The 23,683-nt window shown below is 43.8% G+C and carries 14 protein-coding genes; all 14 read right to left on the reverse strand.

What is annotated here, in order from left to right; translation table 11 throughout:
* Positions 1-16: 16 nt before the first annotated feature.
* The 14 genes from mraY to BDE36_RS19525 all read right to left on the reverse strand — a co-directional run bounded on the left by mraY (position 17) and on the right by BDE36_RS19525 (position 23,617).
* The gene (gene mraY, locus BDE36_RS19460; RefSeq protein ID WP_128768454.1) at positions 17-1,258 is read right to left on the reverse strand and encodes a phospho-N-acetylmuramoyl-pentapeptide-transferase; all 1,242 of its coding nucleotides are present in this window, start codon (positions 1,256-1,258) and stop codon (positions 17-19) included.
* A complete protein-coding gene (locus tag BDE36_RS19465; RefSeq protein WP_202618168.1) occupies positions 1,258-2,721 on the reverse strand; it encodes a UDP-N-acetylmuramoyl-L-alanyl-D-glutamate--2,6-diaminopimelate ligase in 1,464 nt (487 codons plus the stop codon). Before BDE36_RS19465 ends, mraY begins: the two co-directional genes overlap by 1 nt.
* The gene (locus BDE36_RS19470) at positions 2,718-4,814 is read right to left on the reverse strand and encodes a penicillin-binding protein (RefSeq protein ID WP_141816191.1); all 2,097 of its coding nucleotides are present in this window, start codon (positions 4,812-4,814) and stop codon (positions 2,718-2,720) included. Before BDE36_RS19470 ends, BDE36_RS19465 begins: the two co-directional genes overlap by 4 nt.
* Before the next feature lie 31 nt (positions 4,815-4,845).
* Positions 4,846-5,250: an FtsL-like putative cell division protein gene (locus tag BDE36_RS19475; protein ID WP_141816192.1), complete on the reverse strand. Its 405-nt coding sequence runs from the start codon at positions 5,248-5,250 to the stop codon at positions 4,846-4,848.
* Positions 5,251-5,357: 107 nt separating this feature from the next.
* Positions 5,358-6,260 carry a 16S rRNA (cytosine(1402)-N(4))-methyltransferase RsmH gene (gene rsmH / locus BDE36_RS19480; protein WP_141816193.1) on the reverse strand — a complete coding sequence of 301 codons (903 nt, stop codon included), beginning with the start codon at positions 6,258-6,260 and terminating at the stop codon, positions 5,358-5,360.
* The gene (mraZ, locus tag BDE36_RS19485) at positions 6,253-6,717 is read right to left on the reverse strand and encodes a division/cell wall cluster transcriptional repressor MraZ (RefSeq protein WP_128768458.1); all 465 of its coding nucleotides are present in this window, start codon (positions 6,715-6,717) and stop codon (positions 6,253-6,255) included. Before mraZ ends, rsmH begins: the two co-directional genes overlap by 8 nt.
* Positions 6,718-7,171: 454 nt before the next feature.
* The gene (locus BDE36_RS24030; RefSeq protein ID WP_141816194.1) at positions 7,172-9,160 is read right to left on the reverse strand and encodes a glycosyl hydrolase family 95 catalytic domain-containing protein; all 1,989 of its coding nucleotides are present in this window, start codon (positions 9,158-9,160) and stop codon (positions 7,172-7,174) included.
* Entirely contained in the window at positions 9,090-10,757 is a 1,668-nt protein-coding gene (locus BDE36_RS24035) for a SusC/RagA family TonB-linked outer membrane protein (RefSeq protein ID WP_141816195.1), read from the reverse strand. The genes BDE36_RS24030 and BDE36_RS24035 overlap by 71 nt, the downstream gene beginning before the upstream one ends.
* A gap of 390 nt (positions 10,758-11,147) precedes the next feature.
* Positions 11,148-14,489 carry a DUF5107 domain-containing protein gene (locus tag BDE36_RS19500; protein WP_141816196.1) on the reverse strand — a complete coding sequence of 1,114 codons (3,342 nt, stop codon included), beginning with the start codon at positions 14,487-14,489 and terminating at the stop codon, positions 11,148-11,150.
* A gap of 8 nt (positions 14,490-14,497) precedes the next feature.
* Positions 14,498-15,844 (reverse strand): sugar porter family MFS transporter, encoded by a 1,347-nt coding sequence (locus BDE36_RS19505; RefSeq protein WP_141816197.1) that lies wholly within the window; start codon positions 15,842-15,844, stop codon positions 14,498-14,500.
* Positions 15,845-15,941: 97 nt separating this feature from the next.
* Entirely contained in the window at positions 15,942-17,897 is a 1,956-nt protein-coding gene (locus tag BDE36_RS19510; protein WP_161987724.1) for a glycoside hydrolase family 97 protein, read from the reverse strand.
* Between the two features lie 27 nt (positions 17,898-17,924).
* On the reverse strand, positions 17,925-18,974 hold the full coding sequence (locus tag BDE36_RS19515) for an aldose epimerase family protein (protein WP_141816199.1): 1,050 nt from the start codon (positions 18,972-18,974) through the stop codon (positions 17,925-17,927).
* A 34-nt stretch (positions 18,975-19,008) separates the two neighbouring features.
* Positions 19,009-20,553: a RagB/SusD family nutrient uptake outer membrane protein gene (locus BDE36_RS19520; RefSeq protein WP_128768468.1), complete on the reverse strand. Its 1,545-nt coding sequence runs from the start codon at positions 20,551-20,553 to the stop codon at positions 19,009-19,011.
* Between the two features lie 10 nt (positions 20,554-20,563).
* Positions 20,564-23,617 carry a SusC/RagA family TonB-linked outer membrane protein gene (locus BDE36_RS19525; RefSeq protein ID WP_202616837.1) on the reverse strand — a complete coding sequence of 1,018 codons (3,054 nt, stop codon included), beginning with the start codon at positions 23,615-23,617 and terminating at the stop codon, positions 20,564-20,566.
* Between the last annotated feature and the right edge of the window lie 66 nt (positions 23,618-23,683).

The raw sequence follows: 23,683 nt of genomic DNA on the forward strand, positions 1-23,683 counted from the left end.
TTCTTCCTGAACTTAATTACCGTAGTTTAAGGGTGACGATCGTTAGTATTGCCAGAATAACTCCGATGATCCAGAAGCGGGTAGCTATCTTCGATTCGTGATACCCTTTCTTCTGATAATGATGATGAAGCGGCGACATTAAAAATATTCGTCGTCCCTCTCCGAACTTCTTCTTTGTATACTTAAAATAAGAAACCTGTATAATCACTGAGAGATTCTCTATCAGGAATATCCCGCAAAGAATAGGTATAAGCAGCTCTTTCCTGATCATTATAGCGAAGGCAGCAATAATTCCTCCTATAGCAAGGCTTCCCGTGTCGCCCATAAAAACCTGGGCAGGGTAAGAATTATACCATAAAAACCCTACACATGCACCCACAAAAGCCCCGGCGAAAACCACCAGCTCCCCCGAATTAGGGATGTACATAATATTGAGGTAGTCCGCTGTAATGGTATTACCGGAAACGTACGCCAAAATGGCCAGCGTTATCCCGATGATTGCGGAAGTTCCTGTAGCCAGGCCGTCAATTCCGTCGGTAATATTCGCACCATTTGAAACCGCTGTAATGATTACGATAACAAAGAACAAAAAGATCACCAGTGCATATTTTTCATAGCCCTCACCCAAAAAACTGAGGAACTTCGCATAATCAAGTTCGTTATTCTTTACGAAAGGAATATTCGTCCTGGTCGACTTCAGATTCTGCGTAAAGTAGTAGCTGTTGCCCTTTTGGTGTACTTCAAGCGGACTGGTATTGGTAGTTGGAAGTGTGATTTGCTGACGAACAACAATATTAGGATGAAAGTACATCGTCCAGCCAATAATCAGCGCCAGCCCTACCTGACCCATTATTTTAAACCTGCCAGCCAGCCCTTCCTTGTCCTTTTTAAATACCTTAATATAATCGTCAACAAAGCCAATAACTCCCATCCAGATGGTTGTTATAACCATCAGCACAACATACACATTACCCAGTTTAGCAAACAAAAGAGTAGGTATCAGGATTCCAAGTAAAATAATAATACCTCCCATAGTAGGGGTTCCCTGTTTCTGCATCTGGCCTTCTAAGCCCAGATTCCGTACCGTTTCTCCTACCTGCTTAGCCCGCAGGATCTTTATCAGTCTGCTTCCGTAAATTGTTGTAAACAGAAGAGAGAAAATAATAGACATTCCTGTCCGGAAAGATATATACTGAAACACCCCGGCTCCCGGGAAATCATATGCTTTATCTAACCACGTAAATAAATAATACAGCATCAGCTAACATGATATAATTGTTCAATTAATATTTTTTTATCATCAAAAGGATGTTTCACCCCTTGTATCTCCTGATATTTTTCGTGTCCTTTCCCCGCCAGAAGGATAATATCGCCTGGTTTAGCCAAATGACATGCCGTTTTAATAGCTTCCAGCCTGTTGGTAATAGTCAGGGCTTTTCTTTTGTTATCGGGCGTAATACCGGCTTCCATATCCCGGATGATATCTTCCGGATCTTCGGAACGCGGATTGTCGGAAGTAATAATCACTTTATCACTCCAGTCACAGGCCACCTGCGCCATTACCGGCCGCTTTGCCTTATCACGATCGCCGCCACAGCCAATTATGGTGATGACCTGCTCCGTTCCCTTTCGGATATCTCTTATTGTACTCAGCACATTCTGTACGGCATCAGGTGTATGAGCGTAATCAACAATACCGATAACACCGTTGGAAGAAGTAACATAGTCAAATCGTCCTTCAGCGCCATTTAACCGGCTTAGAATCGTCAAAACCCGGCCCCTGTCCTGCTCCAGTAGCATGGCCGTAGCAAAAACAGCCAGCAAGTTATAGGCATTAAAACTTCCAACCAGCTTAAACCACACTTCTTGTCCGCCTATATCGAGCAGCAAGCCACTCAGCTCATTTTCAACAACCTTGGCCTTAAAATCAGCCATGCTCTTCAGCGCGTAGCTTTTCTTGTAGGCAGTTGTATTTTGAATCATAACAGAGCCATTTTTATCATCAGAATTGACAAGTGCGAAGGCATTCCTGTCGAGCTTATCAAAAAACGCTTTCTTTGCCTCTAAATAAGCTCTGAATGTTTTATGAAAATCCAGATGGTCATGTGTTAAGTTCGTAAATACGCCTCCGCTAAATTTCAAACCCTCAATTCTGTGTTGTGCCACAGCATGAGAACTTACCTCCATAAAACAGTAATCACATCCGGCTTCTACCATTTCAGCAAGCAAAGCGTTCAGCGTCACCGGATCAGGAGTGGTATGAGTAGACGGAACCACCGACGTATGAATGTAATTTTCTACCGTCGAGATCAATCCGGCTTTATATCCCAGTTCCTCAAACAACTTATACAACAAAGTCCCTACTGTCGTCTTACCGTTTGTTCCGGTGATACCTACCAATTTCAGCTTCCCGGATGGATGGTTATAAAACGCGGACGCAAGGATGCCGAGAGCAACCGCCGAGTCCTTAACCAGTATATATGTGACATTTTCTTTTAATGTCTCAGGAAATTCTTCGCAAACAACAACCGAAGCTCCCTTACTCACAGCACCTGCTATAAAATGATGTCCGTCCGTAGCCGTTCCGCGGACCGCCACAAACAAGGTACCTTTTTCAGCTTTTCTCGAATCAAAACAAACCTGGTCTATAACAATATCAGCAGTACCCTTTATCTCAAGTACTTCCACTTCCTGTAATAACTCCTTCAATTCGTTTATCATTTCAATTCAATACTAATTGGATGCCCCTTAACCAGCCTGCTTCCTGGTTCAAGTGACTGTTTAACTACTTTGCCGCTTCCTTTAACCACTGGTTTTAACCCTGCATTTCCAAGCAGGAAAACGGCGTCCTTTAAGCCCATTCCGGTAACATCAGGAACGGCATTGGGATATAATTTCACCTCTTTAACGGCAACCCCGTTGTTTGTGTCAATCGTATTGATCAACTCGCTATTGGAGGCAAAAAACGTCTTTATCCCGAGCGATTTATAAACCTTTTGCGTGGCCTTATTATAGCCTGCTTTGGATGACGGCATTTTTGTATTCCCTACAAACCTTTGCTGTACAGGGATATACATCTCCAAATCGTTAGCATATATCTTATCTGCAATTTCCCGGAACGGCGGACCGGCAACCTGCGCGGCATAATATCCTTTTTTGGGACCGTTAACGACCACTATCAGGGAGTACTTAGGATTGTCGGCGGGAAAATACCCGCAGAATGACGCCTGATACTGCCTCTTTACGCGATAGCCTTTATTTGCGTCGGCAACCTGCGCCGTACCTGTCTTACCTGCAACTTTATATAAAGGATTATAAATAATACCCTTGCCTGTACCTTCAGTTATCACACCTTCCAGCATCGCCTGAATTTTGTTCAGGGTAGCGTCTGAGCAGATCTTATCGTTGATAACCCGTGCCTGAAACTTTTCAATGCTTGTCCCTAACCTCTTCACTTCTTTCACAAAAATTGGAGCTACATATTTCCCATCATTCGCGATAGCATTATAAAATGTCAGCATCTTCAGTGGAGTAAGCTGCATTTCGTATCCATATGCCATCTGTGGCAGCGTCATCTTCTTATTCCAGCTTTTATACTCGGGATTCTTAATTACCGGGCTGGCTTCACCCGGTATCTGAAGACCGAGTTTTTCGTTGAGATGCCAGTCGTACAAATGATCCGTAAACTTCGACTGGTTATCTTTATATGCCGTGTTTACTAACTTCGCTATAGCCGCATTCGAGGATTCTTCAAATGCTTTTTTAACAGTAACCACGCCAATACTTCCATGAGAATCTTTAATAAGATGACCTGGTATTTTATAAGTTCCTGTTTCAACCAGTGTGTTGGTGTCAACTAAATTATCTTCCAGCAACGCCATGTAGGATGCAACCTTAAACGTCGATCCCGGATCCTGGTTGCCGGCGATTGCATAATTAAACTTCTCCTTATATTCACCTTCTCCCGTACGTGTATAATTTGCAATAGCCCTGATCTCTCCGGTTGATACCTCCATCAACAATACACAGCCATGATCGGCATCGCTTTTTATCAATTGCTTCAGCAAGGCATTTTGAGCAACATCCTGCATATTGATGTCAATGGTCGAAATAATATCAGCACCGTCTTTCGGAGCGATCTCAATATCTTTATTTACCGGCGCCCATGTGCCACCTGCGATACGCCGCATCAATTGCCGGCCACTTTCACCGTTTATAAAGTCGCCGTAAGCTCCTTCGAGACCTACGGGCTGCACATTCTCGTTCCAATAACCGATAGTCCTGGCCGCTAACGACTTGAAAGGAAGGATTCGTTTATTCTTCTGTACAACGATCAACCCGCCACGATACCTGCCCAGATTAAAAATGGGGAACTTCTTAATTTCGATCAGCTCCTGGTGACTTATGTTTCTTTTTATAAGGAACCACCTTTCACCATCCTTCCTTGCCTGCCGCAACATCGACGAGTATTCTCTCCGTGATTTGTCTCCAAAAAAACGCGCCATCTTCTCCGCCAGCGAATCTACCTTCTCGTAAAATACTTCATTCTTTTCTATACCGCCTGCGAGCATATCCATTCTCAGTTCGTATTCGGGAATAGATGTAGCCAGCAAACTTCCGTCTACAGAATAAATATTCCCCCTCACGGCTTCAACGTTCACATACTTTGTCGATAAACTATCAGCCATAGCCCGCCATTTTTTCCCCTCACTTATCTGAACATGAAAAAGCTTGAACAATACGGCAAAAGCAAGCAGAACAATCAGCCCAAAAGCGATATACACACGTAATAAAATGTCGGTTCTGATATTCATAGTACCACTCTGCTCCTCACCTGGAGGAATTTCATTTTATTTTTAACTCACTCTTCGTAACCAAAATCTTTTTTGGCGGCTCCACAGGCTCCATCAAACCGAAAGTATCTACCCTCTTCGCCACCTCCGTTTGCGTACTTTTCAGCATAAGGTCTGCTTTTAACGACTTAAAGTCCCAACTCAACTCCTTCACCTCTTTATTGAGTTTGTCGATTTCTCTGATATTCTTTTCAGCAAAATGCCTGTTTCCGATATAAACCATTCCAAGGAAAGCGATAAAAATGATAAAGGGCATCATCTCCGACGCAGCCTCCTTGGAAATCACTCCTTCTGTTAACAGCACCGTAAAAAAGTTTCGGGGAAGTTCTGCCTTTTCCGGCTGAACCTCCCTTTCAACTTCCCCCTCAGTGGTTTCATTCCTGAAACGATTACTCATATCTTTTTTAGTTTAAAGTTTTACGTAATAAGTTTTAAGTTTCTTTGCAATCGCTTTATCCTAACTTATTACCTACTACTTACTACTAACAACTTATAACTTACTACTTACAACTTAACCGCTACCCTCAGCTTTGCACTCCTCGCTCTGCTGTTCTCTTTAATCTCCTCCTCTGATGCCGTCTTCGCCTTACGGGTCACGGATTCAAAAGGCTTAATTTCATTTCCATAAAAATCCTTCTCCACCTCGCCACGAAACTTACCCTTTGCGATAAAATTCTTCACTAGCCTGTCCTCCAGCGAATGGTACGACATTATTACCAGTCGGCCGCCAGGCCTGAGAACTTCTGCCGTCTGCAATAAGAACTCCTGCAAAGCCTCCAGCTCCTGATTCACTTCTATCCGCAACGCCTGGAACACCTGTGCCAGATATTTATTTTCCTTACCTCTCGGAATATGTTTTTTAATCACTTCCTTAAATTCGTCAACCGTCCCGATGGTCTTATTCAATCGCGAGGTAACAATCGTCTTTGCCAGCGACTTCGCATTCTGAATCTCTCCGTAAATGCCAAAGATCTTGTGTAACTGATCTTCCGAATAAGAATTGATTACTTCGCGAGCCGTTAAAGAAGCCGACTGATCCATCCTCATATCCAGATCAGCATCAAACCTGATAGAAAACCCCCGCTCTGGCTGATCAAACTGGTGCGATGAAACACCAAGATCAGCCAGAATACCATCCACAGGCATCACCCCATACAAGCGGCAATAATTCTTCAAAAAGCGGAAGTTCTGATCTATAAAGGTTAACCGATCATCATTTGGAATATTCTGTTTGGCATCTTCATCCTGGTCAAATGCCAGCAATCGCCCACCTGTTCCCAGCCGTTTCAGAATTTCATTCGAATGTCCCCCTCCTCCGAAAGTAACATCTACATAAACACCGTCTGACTTAATTGAAAGCGCATCAATACACTCATTAAGCATTACAGGAGTATGATATTTAAGCATCCGCCCTCCTTCCTGCACTGCCCATTACTTCCTCTGCCAGAAGCGCAAAGTTTTCAGGCTCATTATCCATCTGGGCATCATAAGCATCCTTAGCCCAAACTTCTATTTTATTCAACTGCGAGGATAGAACTGCATCGGCAGCAATTCCTGCATATTCCAGCAGCGACTTCGGTAATAACACACGACCCGCTGCATCAAGAGCAAGATCTGTCGCACCTCTTGTAAAATAACGAATGAAATCTCTCGTCTTCTTCTCGTACTGATTCAACTTACTCAGATCTTCCATTATCTTATCCCACTCTTTCCTGCTGTAAATCACCAGATGCTTCTCAAAACCTCGATTCACAACCAACCCATCTCTCTCAACCTCAGGCATTTGCTTCCTAAGTCCGGCTGGTATCATCAGCCGCCCTTTGGTATCAAGCTTGCATTCAAATTCGCCTAAGAAATGAGACATGTGACAGTTACTCTAATAATGAATGTAAAAGTACATACTTTTACCACTTTCTACCACAATACCCCACAAAAAGTTTTCAACAGGATAAAATTTTTCTTTTTATACCACCTTACCCCTCTAAAGCCATACGTCGCCGGGGTTCTATAAATGGCGCAAATAGAGATAAGGAACAAAACTATTCCCACTTTTTTCAGGTTTTATGATTGGAATGATCCTGGATTACGAGTGATATGAATTGGAACAGGTTCGTCCCTCGCTCGGGGTGAGTGCACAGTGAGTGCACGGTGAGAGCACGGTGAGTGCACCTTTTTCCGGCGAAAGGTGCACTCATGGTGCACTCATGGTGCACTCACTGTGCACCCACCGTGCTCACATCCCGAAACATGTGATAAGAGGGCCAGAACGATTAGGGAAAAAGAGGCAGATGATTCTGGTCCGCTATCAGGCTATATGGCTATAAGGAAGACGTAACTTGTCTGACAAGGCCGTTAACTTTTACTTTAACTTTTCTCTTAAGGGGCGATGTAATAGTATAGGAAGTTATATTTCCGTTTTTCCATTTAAAACCAACAGTAAAACCGCCCTCAGCCTTCATTCCCTTTACCTCTCCTTCGACTTTCCATTCATCTGGTATAGCAGGGAGAAGATCAATATAACCGGCATGGCTTTGCAGCAACATTTCTCCAATCCCGGCAGTTCCTCCAAAATTCCCGTCTATCTGAAAGGGCGGCCCGGCAGATAAAAGGTTTGGATAAACACCTCCCCCAGCACCATAATTAATATCCGTTCTAATAGTTGGTTTCATTAACTCCCTGTATAACTTAAAAGCCCGGTTACCATCGTGTAATCTTGCCCAAAAAAGCAATTTATAAGCAATTGACCAACTCGGACCGTCATCCCTTCTTACATTTAAGCTCTTTCTGCATGCTTCAGCCAGCTTAGGGGTTTCGTCGGGGGTTATCAGCGATGCGGGATATAATCCATACAAGTGAGAGATATGCCTGTGCTGCGGGTCGGTTTCCTTATAATCGTCCATCCACTCCATTAATCTTCCATCAGCAGCTACCTGTCCGACCGGCGGGAGGTGGGGCATTATTTCCTGTAGTTGTTTTCGGAAAGATTCATCGGTTGCAAGCAGGCGCGAGGCCTCTATAACGTTAGTGAACAGCTCACGGACAATCTGATTATCGATTGCCGGCCCCGCGCAAACGCTGGCAGTTTTTCCGTTGGGAAGATAAAAAGTGTTCTCTGGCGACGAAGAAGGCGAAGTAACCAGCCAGCCAGTTTTTTTATCCTTTACTAACATGCTGCTATAAAACTGCGCAGACCCTTTGATCACGGGATAGATGCTTTTTAAATAATTCTTGTCAAGCGTATAGGCATAGTGCATCCATAAATTATTGCAAAGCCAGCCAGAGCCAGCCTTTGTGATACCCCACGAAGCACTTTCGCCCGGTTCTGTAAATCCCCATACATTGGTGATCACATGTGCTACCCAGCCCCCGGCATTATAATAGGCTTTTGCGGTCTTTTGGCCTTGAAGTACGAGCCCTTTCACGAGGTCGGCAAGTGGAAGATTAAGTTCTGAAAGATTTGCTGCCTCAACTGGCCAATGATTCATTTGAACATTCACATCGAGATGATAGTCGCCATTCCACGGAGTGCGGATCTGATTTGCCCAAAGCCCCTGAAGATTGGGAGGAAGTAATCCCACCCTGGTACTGCTGATACTGAGGTATCGGCCAAACTGATAAAAAAGCACCGGTAATCCCGCATCCGATCGCGGATCATCATGAAACCGATTAATACGAACATTTGTAGGAAGCGAATCAGCATTCGTGCTGCCAATTGAGAGATACAGGCGGTTAAACAATTTCCGAAATTTCGCGACATGTTGTTTTAATTGGTTCTCGTAGCTTTTGTTCAAGGTTTTGTTTATCTCATCCTGCACCTTTTTTTCAAATGACAAATTTCTGAAATCGGTAGCGGCGCTTATGATTAATAGCACTTCGTCGGCATTTTCTATACGGAGAAAATCACTACCTGTAATCAAGCTCCCATTTTTCAATACAGGCCTGACCTTAGCAAGGTATCTCATACCTTTACCATCGGTCCCGTTATCGAGCTGGCCTGACATTTCAAGCATCCCGTCAGCAACAAGGGTTACCGACCGCTCCGGCCTGGTTAAAGAGACTGTAAAATTAAGCTGTCCGGGTTTATCCGCGGTGAGCCTGATAAGACTTACGTCATCTCCGAAACTTGTAAAATATTCTCTTTTATATTTTACGCCATTTAATGAATATGAGCAGGAGGCAAGTGCTTTATCTATCGAAAGCCCGCGGTAGTATTTTTGGCCTTCGACGGACGGCTGCTTACCCTCTCCGTTGTAAGTAAAATCGAGCCGGAGGTCTCCCAAAAACCTGAAAACATCCCCATTGAGCACCTCCGGAACCTTCTCCTCTGCAGATAAATGATTGGTCGATTAACTTGTACGACAACTGGGAGTCGAAATAAGAATATCTGTTGGTATTGAATATCCCTCTAAACTTCAGCCCCTTCGTAAAGAACTCTAAATTCTGGTTCAGCTCAAACTGGGCTGACATGCGCGACTCCGACGAGTTTTTATGCCCTCTCAGCAAAGCGGCATAAGGATTATTATACAATATGCTGTTGTCATTCGTACCTCCGGCGGTACCTGTATTTCCGAATAAAATATGTTTAGCATTTAAATTTGCTTCATCAGCCGGGTAATAAGCAGGAAAAAGTACCGGACTAGTATGGATAGCTACATTATAAAGATCGGATGCAAAAGAACCGTCGGCAGTGATTGGTCCATTATATTCACTGAACGTTCCCGAAAGCCTCACAACCATTTCGGTGGACTTCGTAATATTCACGTTTACATTCGAACGTAACTGGTAATTTTTAAACTTAACGTTATTGTCATTGTTGTTACGCTCGTCTGTTTTCAAAACACCATTGTCAACATTATAAGCACCGGTTATGTAATACCGGGCAACACCGCCACCTCCATTTATACTGAGATTATTTCGCTGGGTAGTTGCCGTTTTCTTAAATAAAAGATCAAGCCAATCAACCGCAGGGTATACGTATGGATTACTTCCGGGCGTTCCTTCCAGCGTGGCCTGCGTGTTTCTAATCTTAGTTGGAGAGAAAGGCAGGGGAAGTTTAGGATCGCGTGTGAGAGAAGCCTCGTTATAAAGGTTCATATATTCAATAGGCCCGATGAGATCCAGTGTTCTGGTCGATTGCGAGGAAGAGAATTCGGAGCGGAAACTGATTTTGGCAGGCCCCTCCTTCCCTTCTTTTGTGCTGACAAGGATAACGCCGTTCGCTCCTCTCGCGCCGTACAGCGATGTCGCGCTTGCATCCTTCAGTATAACAAAACTGGCTATATCGTCAACGTTTAACCTGGCCAGATCATTAGCAGACAACTCGACGTTGTCGATTAATATCAAGGGGTCTCTTTTATACCCGAATGTAGTTACCCCCCTGATAAAAAACGAAGCGTTATCCTGTCCCGGCTGTCCCGAACGTTGATAACCAATTACTCCGGCAATCTGGCCGGCAAGAGCAGTAGTAAGATTACTGGCCGGAACTTTCAGATCAGAAGGCCTTACTGAGGTAACAGATCCCACGATAGCCTCTCTCCTTTGTTTCTGGCTGAAGGCAGTGATCACCACTTCCTGCATTTGCGAAGTAGATTCCTTCAAAATAATATTAACTGTTTTTTGTCCTTCAGTCAGCGTAACTCTCTGTTGAGTAAAACCAACAAAAGAAAAGAGCAGAACCACACCTGGCTCAACGTCAAGTACAAATTTTCCATTAAGGTCTGTGGTTGTGCCTATTCCTTTCTTGTTCTCAGCGATAACACTTACCCCGGGAAGAGCTTGTTTTGAAGTATCTGTAACAGTTCCTGTTACTGTGATCTTTGGAACCTGACTGAAAACATTTGTGCTGATTATACTGCATAAAACCAGAAAGCATATGCAGAGAGCAAAATGATAAAATAGTCTCATAATTTACTTTTATAAATTGATTTGTGAATTCAGAACCTGCTTTGCCTGCTTTTACAGCAGGCTGCAGGCTTATCCTTTCGTTCTCACCTCCCGGGATTAGTCCGCGGGACGGCTCCTTAGATTATTAATGTAAAATAGATTCATATATTAAGTTTATGCGGTTAATAACTATCGTAAATGTAGAGTACGGAGTGTTTATATAAAATGGATGATATATTAAAAAAAATGGACAATATTCTCATTTCGAAAATTGCCAGGTAAATCTGCCGGATTCGCTGCTACATCTGTAGTGCTGCACTTTCAGACGCTCCCGATACTAAAAAGGCCGCTTTTATTATTAAAAAACAGCCTTTTTAGTGAGTACGATATTATCACGTGTACCGGATTATTCTATCCAGCCTTCTCAAGCAGATCGGTTGCCATTTTTAAATGGGTTCTGGAACCAAAGTGCACAGCATCCATCGAAAGAGCGATTTCAAATTCATTGCGGGCCAGCTCATAGTCTCCGTTCCCAAGATATCCGAGACCTTTTATAAAGCTGCAATGAATTACATTCCGGGTGTCAAGGTTATCTTCAAATATCAGAAGATCAGGCAGCGAAACTGCGAAATAGTCAATTTTCACATGATCAGCAAGATGCTGGCTGCCGTATGCTATAAGTTTATTAAATATTTCGCCAGCTTGCTTTTCGTTGCCAAGCTTTCTCCATGCCAGTCCCTGATAAAATATTTTATCAGGTTGCTGATCGTTGTAAAACATCGCCGCTGAAGGCTCTGACAAACCCTGGGTCGCTTTTAAATAAAACTCCGTGGCTCTTTGCTCCAGTCCGAGTCCTTCAAATGCACAACCCATCCAATAAAAAATATCGTTCTCCTGCGCACCGAACAGTTTACCTTCTCCCAGATTATGCGGATATTTCTGTGCCTGTTCAAGCAACTCCAATGCTTTTTCGAAATTGCCGGAATAAATAGCGCCAACCGCCATCTGTACCAGGCTATAAACATACTGGCCTGAAACCTTCCCTTCTCCTCCCTCCCACGGATGGAACTTTCTTTCAGTTAGCAGGCTTAATGCTATCTTGTTCTCGCCTATAAAATTATAAAGCGCTACCCTTTCCAGGTAAAGGTCATCCCTTTCTATGACCACATTCAAATTATCATCCAGAAATGCCAGACGCTGTTCCGGTGTTCGGTTCAGCCGCTTATAGAGCTGATCAAGTTCCATCAATACTCTTGCATCTGATGGGTCAAGTTCAAATGCTCTCTCATAGCATTGCTGTGCTGCCTCCTGATCGCCGGCCTTGTTGAATGTTGCAATGCCTAAATTTCTCCATACTGTAGCAAAAGACGGATCAAGCTCAGAAGAAAGCCGCCATAAGGACATAGCTTCGTTATACTGCCTCTTATCATAAAACAGATTACCAAGATAATAAGGAGCCTTTGCGTCAAGGGGATTCGTCTCTATCGCGGTCCTCAATATAATAATCTCCTCTAGGCGGTTAGGGAAACACAGATAAGGATTTGCTAGTAGAGCTTTACGGAATGCATCGCCGGCTTTATCAATCTCGCCTGACTTATAGAAAAACCATCCCAGGCTATAGTATACCATTGGACCTGTGCCTTCTTCCTTTATTGCATAGGACAATAGGCTTGCAGCTTCGTCATATAAACCGGCAGAGGCATAGTCCAGTGCATAAGTAATGATGTTTTGTTCATTATCTCTCGCGAGGACTAAAAGCTCTGCAAGACATGCATCCGCTTCTCTATTCTTTGCAAGTAATCGCGAAGCGTTGGCTTTTTCAAACAACGCTGCTAAGTTAAAGCCATCTCTCCTGAGGGCTTCAGAACAAGTTAAAACCGCTGCCTCATATTGTCCCAGCTTCCTTTGCATCGCAGCTTTGAGAACGTAGGCTTTACTATTGGCAGCGTTCCTGTCGAGAGACTGACTGACATGTTCCAGTCCTGTTTCAAAATCTCCTCTCATCAGGTCAATTTGGGCCAGAGAGAAATACCCGCTGTCCTTCCAGGCATTACTCCAGACTGATTTATAAAACGCTCCATATGCGTCGTCGTACCTTTCAAGGAACTTCAGACACAAACCGAGGTTATAATACGGTTCACTATCATAAGGATTGGGATTACGTCGTGTACTTGTTTCAATTGCTTTCCTGAAGTATCCTTCGCTCTTTACAAACTTCCCACGCCTCAGGTACCACAAACCCAGAGCATTATTGTTACGTATATCGGCTGGATCCCTGCGTAATGCTTCCTCATAATAAGGCACCGGGCTATAAGTGGCATGACGGTATTGTTCCAGATGCTGGCCGGTTAAAAACAGCTGCTCGACAGAAGCTACCTCTTCTGGCGGCAGTGCCGGTTTTGCGGCCTCGGGGATTTCGTTATTACGGTTTCGTCCCGGATCATAGGATATCAGTTCTTTACCGGAGGCAGAATACACAGAAACGATGATCATCTCTTCCGAAACGCCTTCAACGATTTCAAAATCCCGCACAAGAACATCTTCAGGCCGCAGAGTCAGGGTCTCCCGGCATAGCTCTTCTCCGGCACATTTAAGAACAACCGTCACGTTTTCCTGCACAGAAGTCACATATATTTTAAGGCTGACACTTCCCTTACTAACGTTAGTTGAAACGAGAATATCTTTTGTGGCATTTTTCACGATACCCAGCTCCCTGTAAGGCAGAAAATATTGTGTAAACGACTTTTCTTCATAAGGCATAAGCCACGAAAAATCCGGCTGATTATCGGTGAACATGCCGGTCATCAGCTCGATATAAGGGCCGTCTTCGTCTGTAAGATTCCTGTCCCATGCCTGTCCGAAATCGCTATGCCCCCATGTCCATTGCTTCTTGCCCGGCGAAACATAATGATTGGCAACATGCAACAGTCCAGCCTGCGTATCATGCTCATATCCACCAACAAAGTCGTAGTCAGAGTTGATCGCCATATATGAAGTCGGCACCGGAATATTCTTATACATCGAAATATCCGTTCCCGGAGAGTAATCAACTTTATAATAGGTGCCGGTAGCTATAGGAAAAGTGGAAACGTCCCGTTTTCCATGATCAAAAACGGCATTTACATCGGGAGGGAATACTGACTGATAATGGTCATTTACTTTCACTGCAGGGTTAGCCCACCATAAAAAGGTTTGGGGAAGCGGAGTCCTGTTGTAAAGTTTTGCTTTTATTTCAATGTATGCTTTATCTGGATGCAGGGTAAATCCAGCCATAGCTTTGGTGCCAAACATACGTTCGACTTCGTTTACCCAAACCGTTTTGCTGCCATCTGCATTTTCTTCAAGTTTATAATCCACCGGCTCAAAAGTACTTGGGCGATGGTGCTGAGGCCAGTTAAATTCAATTCCTCCTGAAATCCAGGGGCCCGTCAGTCCGACCAGGGCCGGCTTTATCACCTGGTTATAATAGATAAAGTGTCTTTGTTTGACCTTATCATAAGCCATCTGGATGCGGCCGCCCAGCTCGGGAAGGATCATTACTTTCAAATATCTGTTCTCGAGGAACAACCCGGTGTATTCCTTATCCTGTTTTTCATCAAATATCTTTTCGGTAACAGGATTGGGGTATACTACACCACTACTGCCCTGATATACGCGCTTTTCAAAGAACATCGGATTTTTGTCGGGTTTTCCGATACCATAAGTAGGCAGGGAAACCTTCTCTTCCCATATGGCTACATTCATATTATTCATAAATCTATTTAATGTCTGATGAGATTTTCTTCAAGTTCTTCCAGTGTTCTTCCCTTGGTTTCCTTCACCTTTTTCTTAACAAAAAGGAAGCCTTCAAAGCATATTATGGCATATAGGTAAAAAGGCCCGTAAGTTCCGAGTCGCTCGGCTAGCAGCGGGAACGTAAATACCAGGATAAAATAAGAAGCCCAGAGCGAAAGGATCGCTACAGAAGAAGCAAGCCCGCGGATATGGTTGGGAAATATCTCAGAAATGAGTACCCAGGTTACTGGAGCGAGCGACGTAGCATACATTGCAATAGCCAGCAATACAAACACCGAAAGCAAGCCAGGAGCAGCATGGCTCTGAAGTAAAAAGGCCAGCACTATATAAATAAGTGAAAGACCAAGCGATCCGGCAAGCATCAGAGGTCTTCTTCCCAGCTTATCAACCTGCCACATGGCCAGCACCGTAAACACCAGATTGACAATACCTATAGCCACGGTCTCTAACAGCTGACGGTTGAGATCAGCACCGACAGATTCAAAAATAGTGGAGGTATAGTTAAAGACAACATTAATGCCGCATAACTGCTGAAACGCGGCCAGCACTACGCCCACCAGGATTGCAGGGCGCACTGCTTTATCAAATACTGCTCTGAATGACTGTTTCTTATTCCCTGATAACGACCGCTCAATATCAGCAAAGGTTGAATCGGCAAATCCCTGCGAACCGATCTTCTCAAGCACCCGTTTTGCTTTCGCTTCCCTGCCGGCTTTGACCAGCCAGCGCGGACTTTCAGGAAGCCATATCACCCCTATAAAAAAGAGTGCGGAAGGAACGGCTCCAAGTCCGAACATCCACCGCCAGGCCTCGTTTCCGATATCCGCAAGGAAATAATTCACAAGATTGGTAACCAATATACCGGTAACTACAGTAAGCTGATTAATGGCGACATTGCGCCCTCTGATACTCGCTGGCGATATTTCGGCGATATACATGGGACTTAATAGCGATGCCATTCCTACTCCAATTCCCGCGGCAAAACGCATGGAAACAAAAAGGGTGAGGCTGTGAGAAAAAGCCATTCCAAGAGAAGAAAAAGCAAAGATGAGTGCAGCCACCATCAACCCCGGCCTCCTTCCATATAAGTCGGCGATCTTCCCGGCCGACAGACATCCCACAATACAGCCCAGCCCAAGCGAGCCGGTAAGAAAGCCCTCCCATAGAGATGTCAGCGCGAATTCATCTCTCAAAAAAGGCAGGGCACCCGAGATCACTGCAAAGTCAAACCCGAAAAGATATCCCCCTAATGCGGAAATGAATGAAATACCTGTAATGTAACCGTTGTTAAAGTTTATCTTTTGATTAGTCATTTGTTAAAGATATAATGTCAAAATTGCTTTTCCGTTTCTATAAAATCAATAGATTAAAGCCGTTAAAAGATGGATAATTTTATCATGTTCTTTCAGCTTAAGGATGGAGATAAATCACAGCACCACCACCCGGCGCCAGATGGAGATCCATTACAGAACGATTGTTTACATTCAGCGTGGTATGTTCGTATTGTTCTGCATTTTTATCAGCGTCTTTCCCGTCCCTGTATACTTCAGCAGTAAGCGTCACACCATCTGGCAGAAAGGAAAAATCGACCTTCAGATCTCTTTGCGCCCAGTCGGCCATAGCTCCTATAAACCATTCCTTTTGCTTTCTTTTAGCAACCAGGGCGTATTCTCCAAGCCTGGCGCTTAATACCCTGGTCTCGTCAAATGACACTGGTACAGCTGAAAGGTATTTCATAATATCCTGATACTTTTCGTATTCTGTGGGAGAATCACATAACATGGCAAAGGGCTGGTCGTAGAGAACATACATCGCCAGTTCGTGACAACGGGTGCCCTGAGTGAAGGGCAAACCAGGATCAACCGGCTTAAATGTCTCCTTCTGCCGGTTTCTCATCGACCCGGGAGTATAATCCATCGGCCCCGCAGCCATACGGATAAAGGGAATCAGCAAATGATGCCGTGGGTTGGCTGTGTAATCCCATTTTGAGCATTCGGCTCCTCTTACCGCTTCATAATTGACAACATTAGGATACCTTCGCTGCAAACCTGCAGGCTTTGCACAGCCATGAAAGTTCACCATCAGCCTTTTCTCTGCAGCTACCTTTGCTATTCTTTCCATCCACTCTATAGCCTCCTGATCGTCCCTGTCAAAGAAATCGACTTTAATCCCGGCAGCTCCCAGCCCCTTTAAATAGTCCAGGTTCTGGTCAAGGTCGGTCAGCAGCGATGTTGCAACACACCATAGAAAAACCGCTACCTTCTTCCGGGCGCCATACCCTATCACCTCTTGAATATCGACATCCGGGTTTGGTTTTTTGAGATCATAGACATTAGACCATCCGGCATCTATCATGATATATTCGAGCTTATGCCTGGCTGCAAAATCAATATAATACTTGTAAAGGACTGTGTTCCTGTTTTTCATTCCCGACGGAATATCCGCTCCCGGCAGCATGGCATCGTGCCACCATTCCCATGTTGCTTTTCCCGGTTTTATCCATGATTGATCCTTAACAGCCGATGGCCCCGAGAGCTTGTAGATGAGTTCATTGGTGAGCAGGTCTGCATCGTTATCTGTAGCAATAATGACGCGCCATGGATAGTCCCTCTTACCCCCAGTCTTAGCGATGAAGTCTTTCCTTTCCTTCACTACTGATACGAAGTTTCCCCAACTACCCATTTCAGTTTTAGCAGGATAAGCCGCCCAATCACCGGAAAATGCTTCTGCTTCTTTCCTGAGATACATACCGGGGTAGGCAAAAAGATCCGCCTCGGCAATCATTAGCTTAATGCCGGTACTCCCATACGCAAACAGAGCGGGGGTAATAGCCCTCTGACCAGCTTTTATATCGCTTACCGACTTATACTCTACATAGGGAACTTCCCAGGAGGTATAGATGCCGGTTTCCGGATAAAATGCTCCCGGCGATCCATTGATCTTAAAGCTTGCTATTTCGTTCTTCACCTTCACAGAGTCTTTGAAATCAGTAACAAAGCGATAAGCGACACCTTCATTATAAGCCCTGAATACCAATGAATACGACTTCGTAAAACTGATTTGCAGTTCATTGTAATGAGCAATTAACTCAGCAGACTTGCCATAGGGCGGGTGTATCACCGATTTATAATTTCGATTCTTAGCCTTCTTCACTGTGGCTTGGTCACCAAGCGTGAGGTTATCGAAAACCATGGAGACAACTGAAGGACGGATCAACTCCTGCTGCTTAAAGAATACACTATAACGAATGCTGTCGCCGACATGTACTTCCACCCGAAGCTTCTGATCCGGCGACTTTAACACATATTTCTGGGCGCAGACATTAAAAGAAGCTGCAAGAAGCAACAACAGGGATAATAATTTCATATTGTTTCGATAAAGGGACTGCATATTTCAGACGAGACTAAAGGTGAACAGAATCTGGTGATTATATAATTGGCCAGGATTGAGAGCCGTTGACGGGAAAGCGGGATGATTTGGACTATCCGGATAGTACTGGCATTCCAGACAAAGACCATCGAACGACTCGTAGGCTCTATGTAAATGCCCGGCTAAACGGCTTTTCAGAAAGTCGCCTGTATACACCATCAACCCGGGGTAAGTAGTATAAACCCTAAGCATCCTGCCGCTTTCCTCTTCCGATAATTTGGCGGCAAGCTGCAAATGACCGTCCGTTGAAGGATCAAGAATGTAGTAGTGATTTACTCCTAAAAGGGTGTTACCTTTTTTCCGCAGCTTCTCTTTTATTTTTCTTCCGTCTAACGTTAGCGCCCCCGTCGGAACAACCCTGCCCGTTGGAATATAGTCAGTTCTCAACTCCAAAATTCTTTGTGAGTAGACAGTCAGTTCATGATTACCTATCTTCGTGTTCCTACCAGAGAGATTAAAGTAAGAATGATTAGTAAAATTGGCTACCGTCAACTTATCGGTAAAAGCTGAATAACTGATCAGCAGTTCGCAATTGTCGGTCCATTGGTACCTCACGGTAAAATCCAGGTTCCCGGGATATCCGCCGTCACCGTCGTTACTTTTTAAGTTAAAATACACGGAATCCTCCGAAACTCTAAACTTAAAAACCTTTGAATTGAACCCATCTTTCCCGCCATGATTAGAATGGCCGTACTCATTCTTATCCAGTTGCCAGCTTATGCCATCCAACATAAAACTGGCTCCCGCTATACGATTAGCGAATCTACCGACAGTAGCACCGATATAACAAGAATCTTCAACATATCCTTCAGGCCCAGGAAACCCAAGTACCACGTTCCCCGGCTTATTGTGTTTATCGGGAACAACTATAGAAACCACGGAGGCGCCATAATTTGTCAGTTCCACATATGCTCCCGCCTTATTCTCAATTTTTAATAGAACTAATTCTTCTCCTTTATGCTGCCCCCACGACTTGCTGGAAATCGCTAAATTGCTGGAAATCTGTAAATTCATTATAGTAATTTGATCCGCTCTTACGGAACTATGTTTATTGATTCAGATATCCCGGATTCTGATCCGAATCCGCGATGTCGTCATTTTGTTTGATCTCCTGCAAGGGTATCGGGTATCTGTTATGAAAAGCCTGAATAGTACCTGACTCCTTTGTCCATCTGTTGCGCTCCTTTACAAGCTCTACCAGCTTTCCAGATCTGATCAAATCCATTCTTCTCCAACCCTCAAAACACAACTCCCTCATACGCTCGTCAAGTATTTTTGTCCTGAAATCGACCTGAGACATTCCATTATTCCATCTCTTGTCTGATGGTAGGTTGCCGCCCCACGCTCTTTGCCTCACTGTGTTTACCACATCGACCGCCTGAGATGTATTCCCGGTCTCATTTAATGTTTCGGCATAGCAGAGCAGAATATCAGAATAACGCAGGTAAAAGATATTTTTTCCTGAGTACCAAAAGCTAAGGGTTCCATCGGTCCGCGTGTCTTCATACTTTTTTACGTGAGGATCTAATTCATCCCCCCCAAAAGTGGGGTTCAACACAGGAGTTCTTCCTTTGTAAGTAAAGTCATAGCGAATACTTTCGTTCTTTCTAACATCGCCTTCTTCCCACAATCCGCCCTCGCTGACCGTTTGATAACAGTACCGGGTTGGTACCATCAGATCGTAACCTCCGAAATAACAATACTGATCCATCTCGGCGAGTGATCTCGACCCCATTTGCCACTGCGTCTGATTATTATCAGGGTAGGTATTATTAAACTGAAACTCAAAAATAGATTCGGTGGTATTGGGACGAGATGGGTTCCACAAATCGGCATAATTTGGCACCAGTGCATATCTTCCACTCTCTATAACTTTCTGGAAACACTCTTTTGCCTTAGCATAGTCTCTCAGTCCAGACTCCTGCGGCGCATATAAATACAATTTTCCAAGGAGCGATAAAGCGGCCCCTTTTGTTGCTCTTCTTTTATCCTGTTGAACGTCGGGAAGAAAGCTCACTGCATTTTCCAGATCGACCCTGATCGCATTATAAACGAGGTTTAGAGGCTGGCGCCTCGTTCCATATTCTTTAAACTTCTCAAAATCTATAATCGGGATTTCACCCCAATACTGTGCTATTTCAAACGTTAAAGCTGCTCTTATAAAACTCGCCTCTCCAAGTATCATATCCTTGCGATTTTGATCTTCCGAATTAAACTGAAGAGAATAAATAACCTTCGCTGCAGTTGAAATCACAGGCCATCGGCTATCCCACTGTTGCGCCAGTGCAGTGTTGCTTGCAGTAAGAAAACCGTTGTATCTATCCAATCCCGCTTGTCGATCATCCGTCATCACCTGAAATGCTCCTTGCTGAGCTTCGTCGGATCCGAGGGTAAACATAAATCCACCGCGGTCTTTTTTTACATTTCTCCAACTCGTATACAAACCCAAAACCAAGGGTTCTATATTATCGAGACTTTTAAAAACCTGTTCTTCCGTCAAAGCAGTTTGTGGCTCTTCTTCAATAAAATCCTTGCAGGCTCCCGACAATATTATAATGAATACAGTCAGAATAACAATATATTTCCTTTTCATAACCTTTCTATTAGAAACCAACATTTATTCCCGTTACAAACATCCTTGCTGTAGGATATCCATCGCCACCCTCAGGATCGTATCCTTTATACTTCGTGAGTGTAAACAAATTACTTGTTGTAAAATAGAGCTTAAGATTTCTTAGATTCGCCTTTTTTACAAAATTTTGCTTGAAATCATATGAAACAGTAAGAGCGGTTAACCTGAGAAATGATATACTTTGAACAGAATAGTCAGTTTCGCCAATACTATATCTGCCAGCTCCGCGATATGCCCTTGGTATATCGGTATCAGTATTCTGAGGGGTCCATCTATCAAGTTGATCTTCAACCCCGGCGTATTCTCCTGTACCCCCCATCAAGCCTTCGTAGAAGTAATTGACTCTCCTGCCTCCGTAGTTATAGTTAAAAACAGCATTGAGAGAGAGATTTCGATAGAACAGATTCGACGAAAAACCACCGTAAAATTTAGGATCAGTTTTGCCCACTACTACACGGTCCGCATCATCAATCTTTCTGTCCCCATTTTGATCAATTGGTATTATGTCACCCGGCCTTATGGTACGTCCTCCGAAATCAATATCGGCGATACGCTCCATATCTGATTCCTGAGCAACCCGGTCGAACTGGTAAGTGTAAATAGAATTAAGTGATCTTCCCAGAAACAGGTTACCCTCTCTTTGGATCTCTACGCCGGTAAATCCCCCGAAATTATATATCGCGTCGACATTACCGTAGAGTTTCGTTATCTTATTCTTATAGGATGATATATTTAAACTAAAGTCCCATTGAACTTCCTTTTTCTTAACCGCTTGGATATTTACAAGGAATTCAACACCTTTATTCAGCAGAGATCCTACATTATCAATCGTATTGGAAAACCCTGTGGTAGATGAAAGAGTCCTCCGCATCAAAAGATCGTCGTTATGAATAACAAAATAGTCGGCACTAAAAGACAGTCGGTTATTTAGAATCGCACCATCCAGGCCAAAGTTCAATTGTTTTTGTTTCTCCCACCGAAGACTCTCATTCCCAAGCCTGCCGTCAGATACATAGGTAACCGAATTATTACTGATTTGCGGCCAGTACAATGAACGGTATGCGAAATTAGGAATATTCTGATTGCCGGCAATACCGTAGCCGGCGCGCACCTTAAGAATATCAAAACGCAGGTTACGCATGAATTCTTCTTTTCCAATATCCCAGCTTAAGGCTAAAGAGGGAAATAGCCCCCACCGGTTCCCGTTTCCAAATCTGGAAGAACCATCATAGCGACTAGTTAGCGTTGCAAAGTATTTGTTATCATAACTATAGTTCAATCTTGCTACATAACTAATCAGGGAATTTGTCACGAAGTCGGATGCCAGCTGAAACTTATCTTTAAGATAGGCTCCTCCGAGATACTTATAAGAAAAATCGTCGGTAGCAAACCCCCAGGCCGTGATCTGGTTATAGTCATAGTTATTTCTGGTCAGGCCAAAACTCACCAAACCTGAGAAATTATGCCTTCCGTAATTTCGATCGTATGATATAGAATTATCCCATTGCCAATTCAGCCAGTTGTCCTTTTTATGAGTTGCACTACCGTTAGTTGAGTTACGTAAAGACTGACCGATATCCCTTGGAAAGTAATTATAATAGTTTTGATTTCTGATATCTGCTGAAAAGCCTGAACGGATATTTAATCCCTCAACAGGATTCAAAACTATATAATTTGTTGTAAGAAGTCTGTTCTGATTTCCCTTACCATCTATTCTTAAGCTTCGTAGCGGATTGTACAGATCCGTACTTTGTATACCTTTCCAGCTTAGGTAATTCGTAGTGTCGTTTATAGCAAGTAGGGGATTTGCATTTGCAGCGATGTTAAACACACCTCCGTCTATATATCCCTCCTCGGTGCGTGAAAAGGAGGTATTAGTTCCAATCTTTAACCATCTCTTTATTTTCTGATCTAAATTTACCTGACCACCGTAACGTTTATAGTTGGAATTCTTTAACAGCCCTTTCTGATTTGTATAGTTCAGGCTTACATATACAGAACCCTCTTCTGTTCCTTTCGAAAAGCCAACTGCATGATTTTGTTGAATCCCTTGCCGGCGAATTTCATCCAGCCAGTTATAGCTTTTTCCCTGCTTGTAAGTTTCCAGTTCATCGTTACCAAAAGCACTGGATCCTGTAGCAAGCAAGGAATTAATATAAGCTTGTCGGTCGCTTCCTGGATTGTCGTCCATATATTTGTTTGCATAGGCGTCAACCCTCAAGTCAACAATTTGTGACGCATTGAGATACTGAACATTTCTCGTGAATGATTGTAATCCGGCCCAGGCGTTGTAATCAAACCGCCCCTCTCCCTTTACTCCCTTCTTAGATGTGATCACAACAACCCCATTTGCTCCCCTTGAGCCATATAAAGCAGTGGCAGATGCATCCTTTAGAACGTCTACACTAGCAATATCGTCAGGATTTATCGAATTAAACCCGTCCTCTATAACCAGTCCGTCAACAACATAAATGGGATTGGAGCCAAATTGAATCGAGTTATTACCTCTTATCTTTATGGTTGCATTTCCTCCGGGTCGGGGATCATTATTCTGAATCAAAACACCAGGAATACGGCCTTGAATAGCCTGATTTACACTGGTTACTGGAAGTTCCTTTATCTTTTCTCCCGAAAGATGGCCAACGGAACCGGTCAGATCCTTCTTTTTCATGCTTACTCCAACGACAGTCACTTCTGAAAGCATGCTCGATACTGGAATTAACGTTACGTTCAACTGAGAAGTGGAAACCTGCGTCTCCCCGGCTTCAAAACCTATGGCAGTAAAGATCATTACAGATCCCTTTGGTGCCTGGATGGAAAATCGTCCGTCTCCATCTGTACTCGTAGCAGTTTTACTCCCTTTGATCGAGACTGTAACTCCTGGAATCGGGTAGCCGTCATCTTTTCCTTTTACCTGTCCTGAGACCTTCAATAGTTCCTGAGAATACAGTGTACTTAGCGGCAGACAGAACAGGAGCACCAACACAAAGACTATTGGTACTCTTTTAAGTTTTGCACGTTTCATAGTATAAGTTATTATTGGTTTTTATCGGATAATTCGGTTTTGTAAAATTATGTACACTCAAGGTTG

Origin of the sequence: Arcticibacter tournemirensis (assembly GCF_006716645.1) — a bacterium.
In the GTDB taxonomy this organism is placed as follows: domain Bacteria; phylum Bacteroidota; class Bacteroidia; order Sphingobacteriales; family Sphingobacteriaceae; genus Arcticibacter; species Arcticibacter tournemirensis.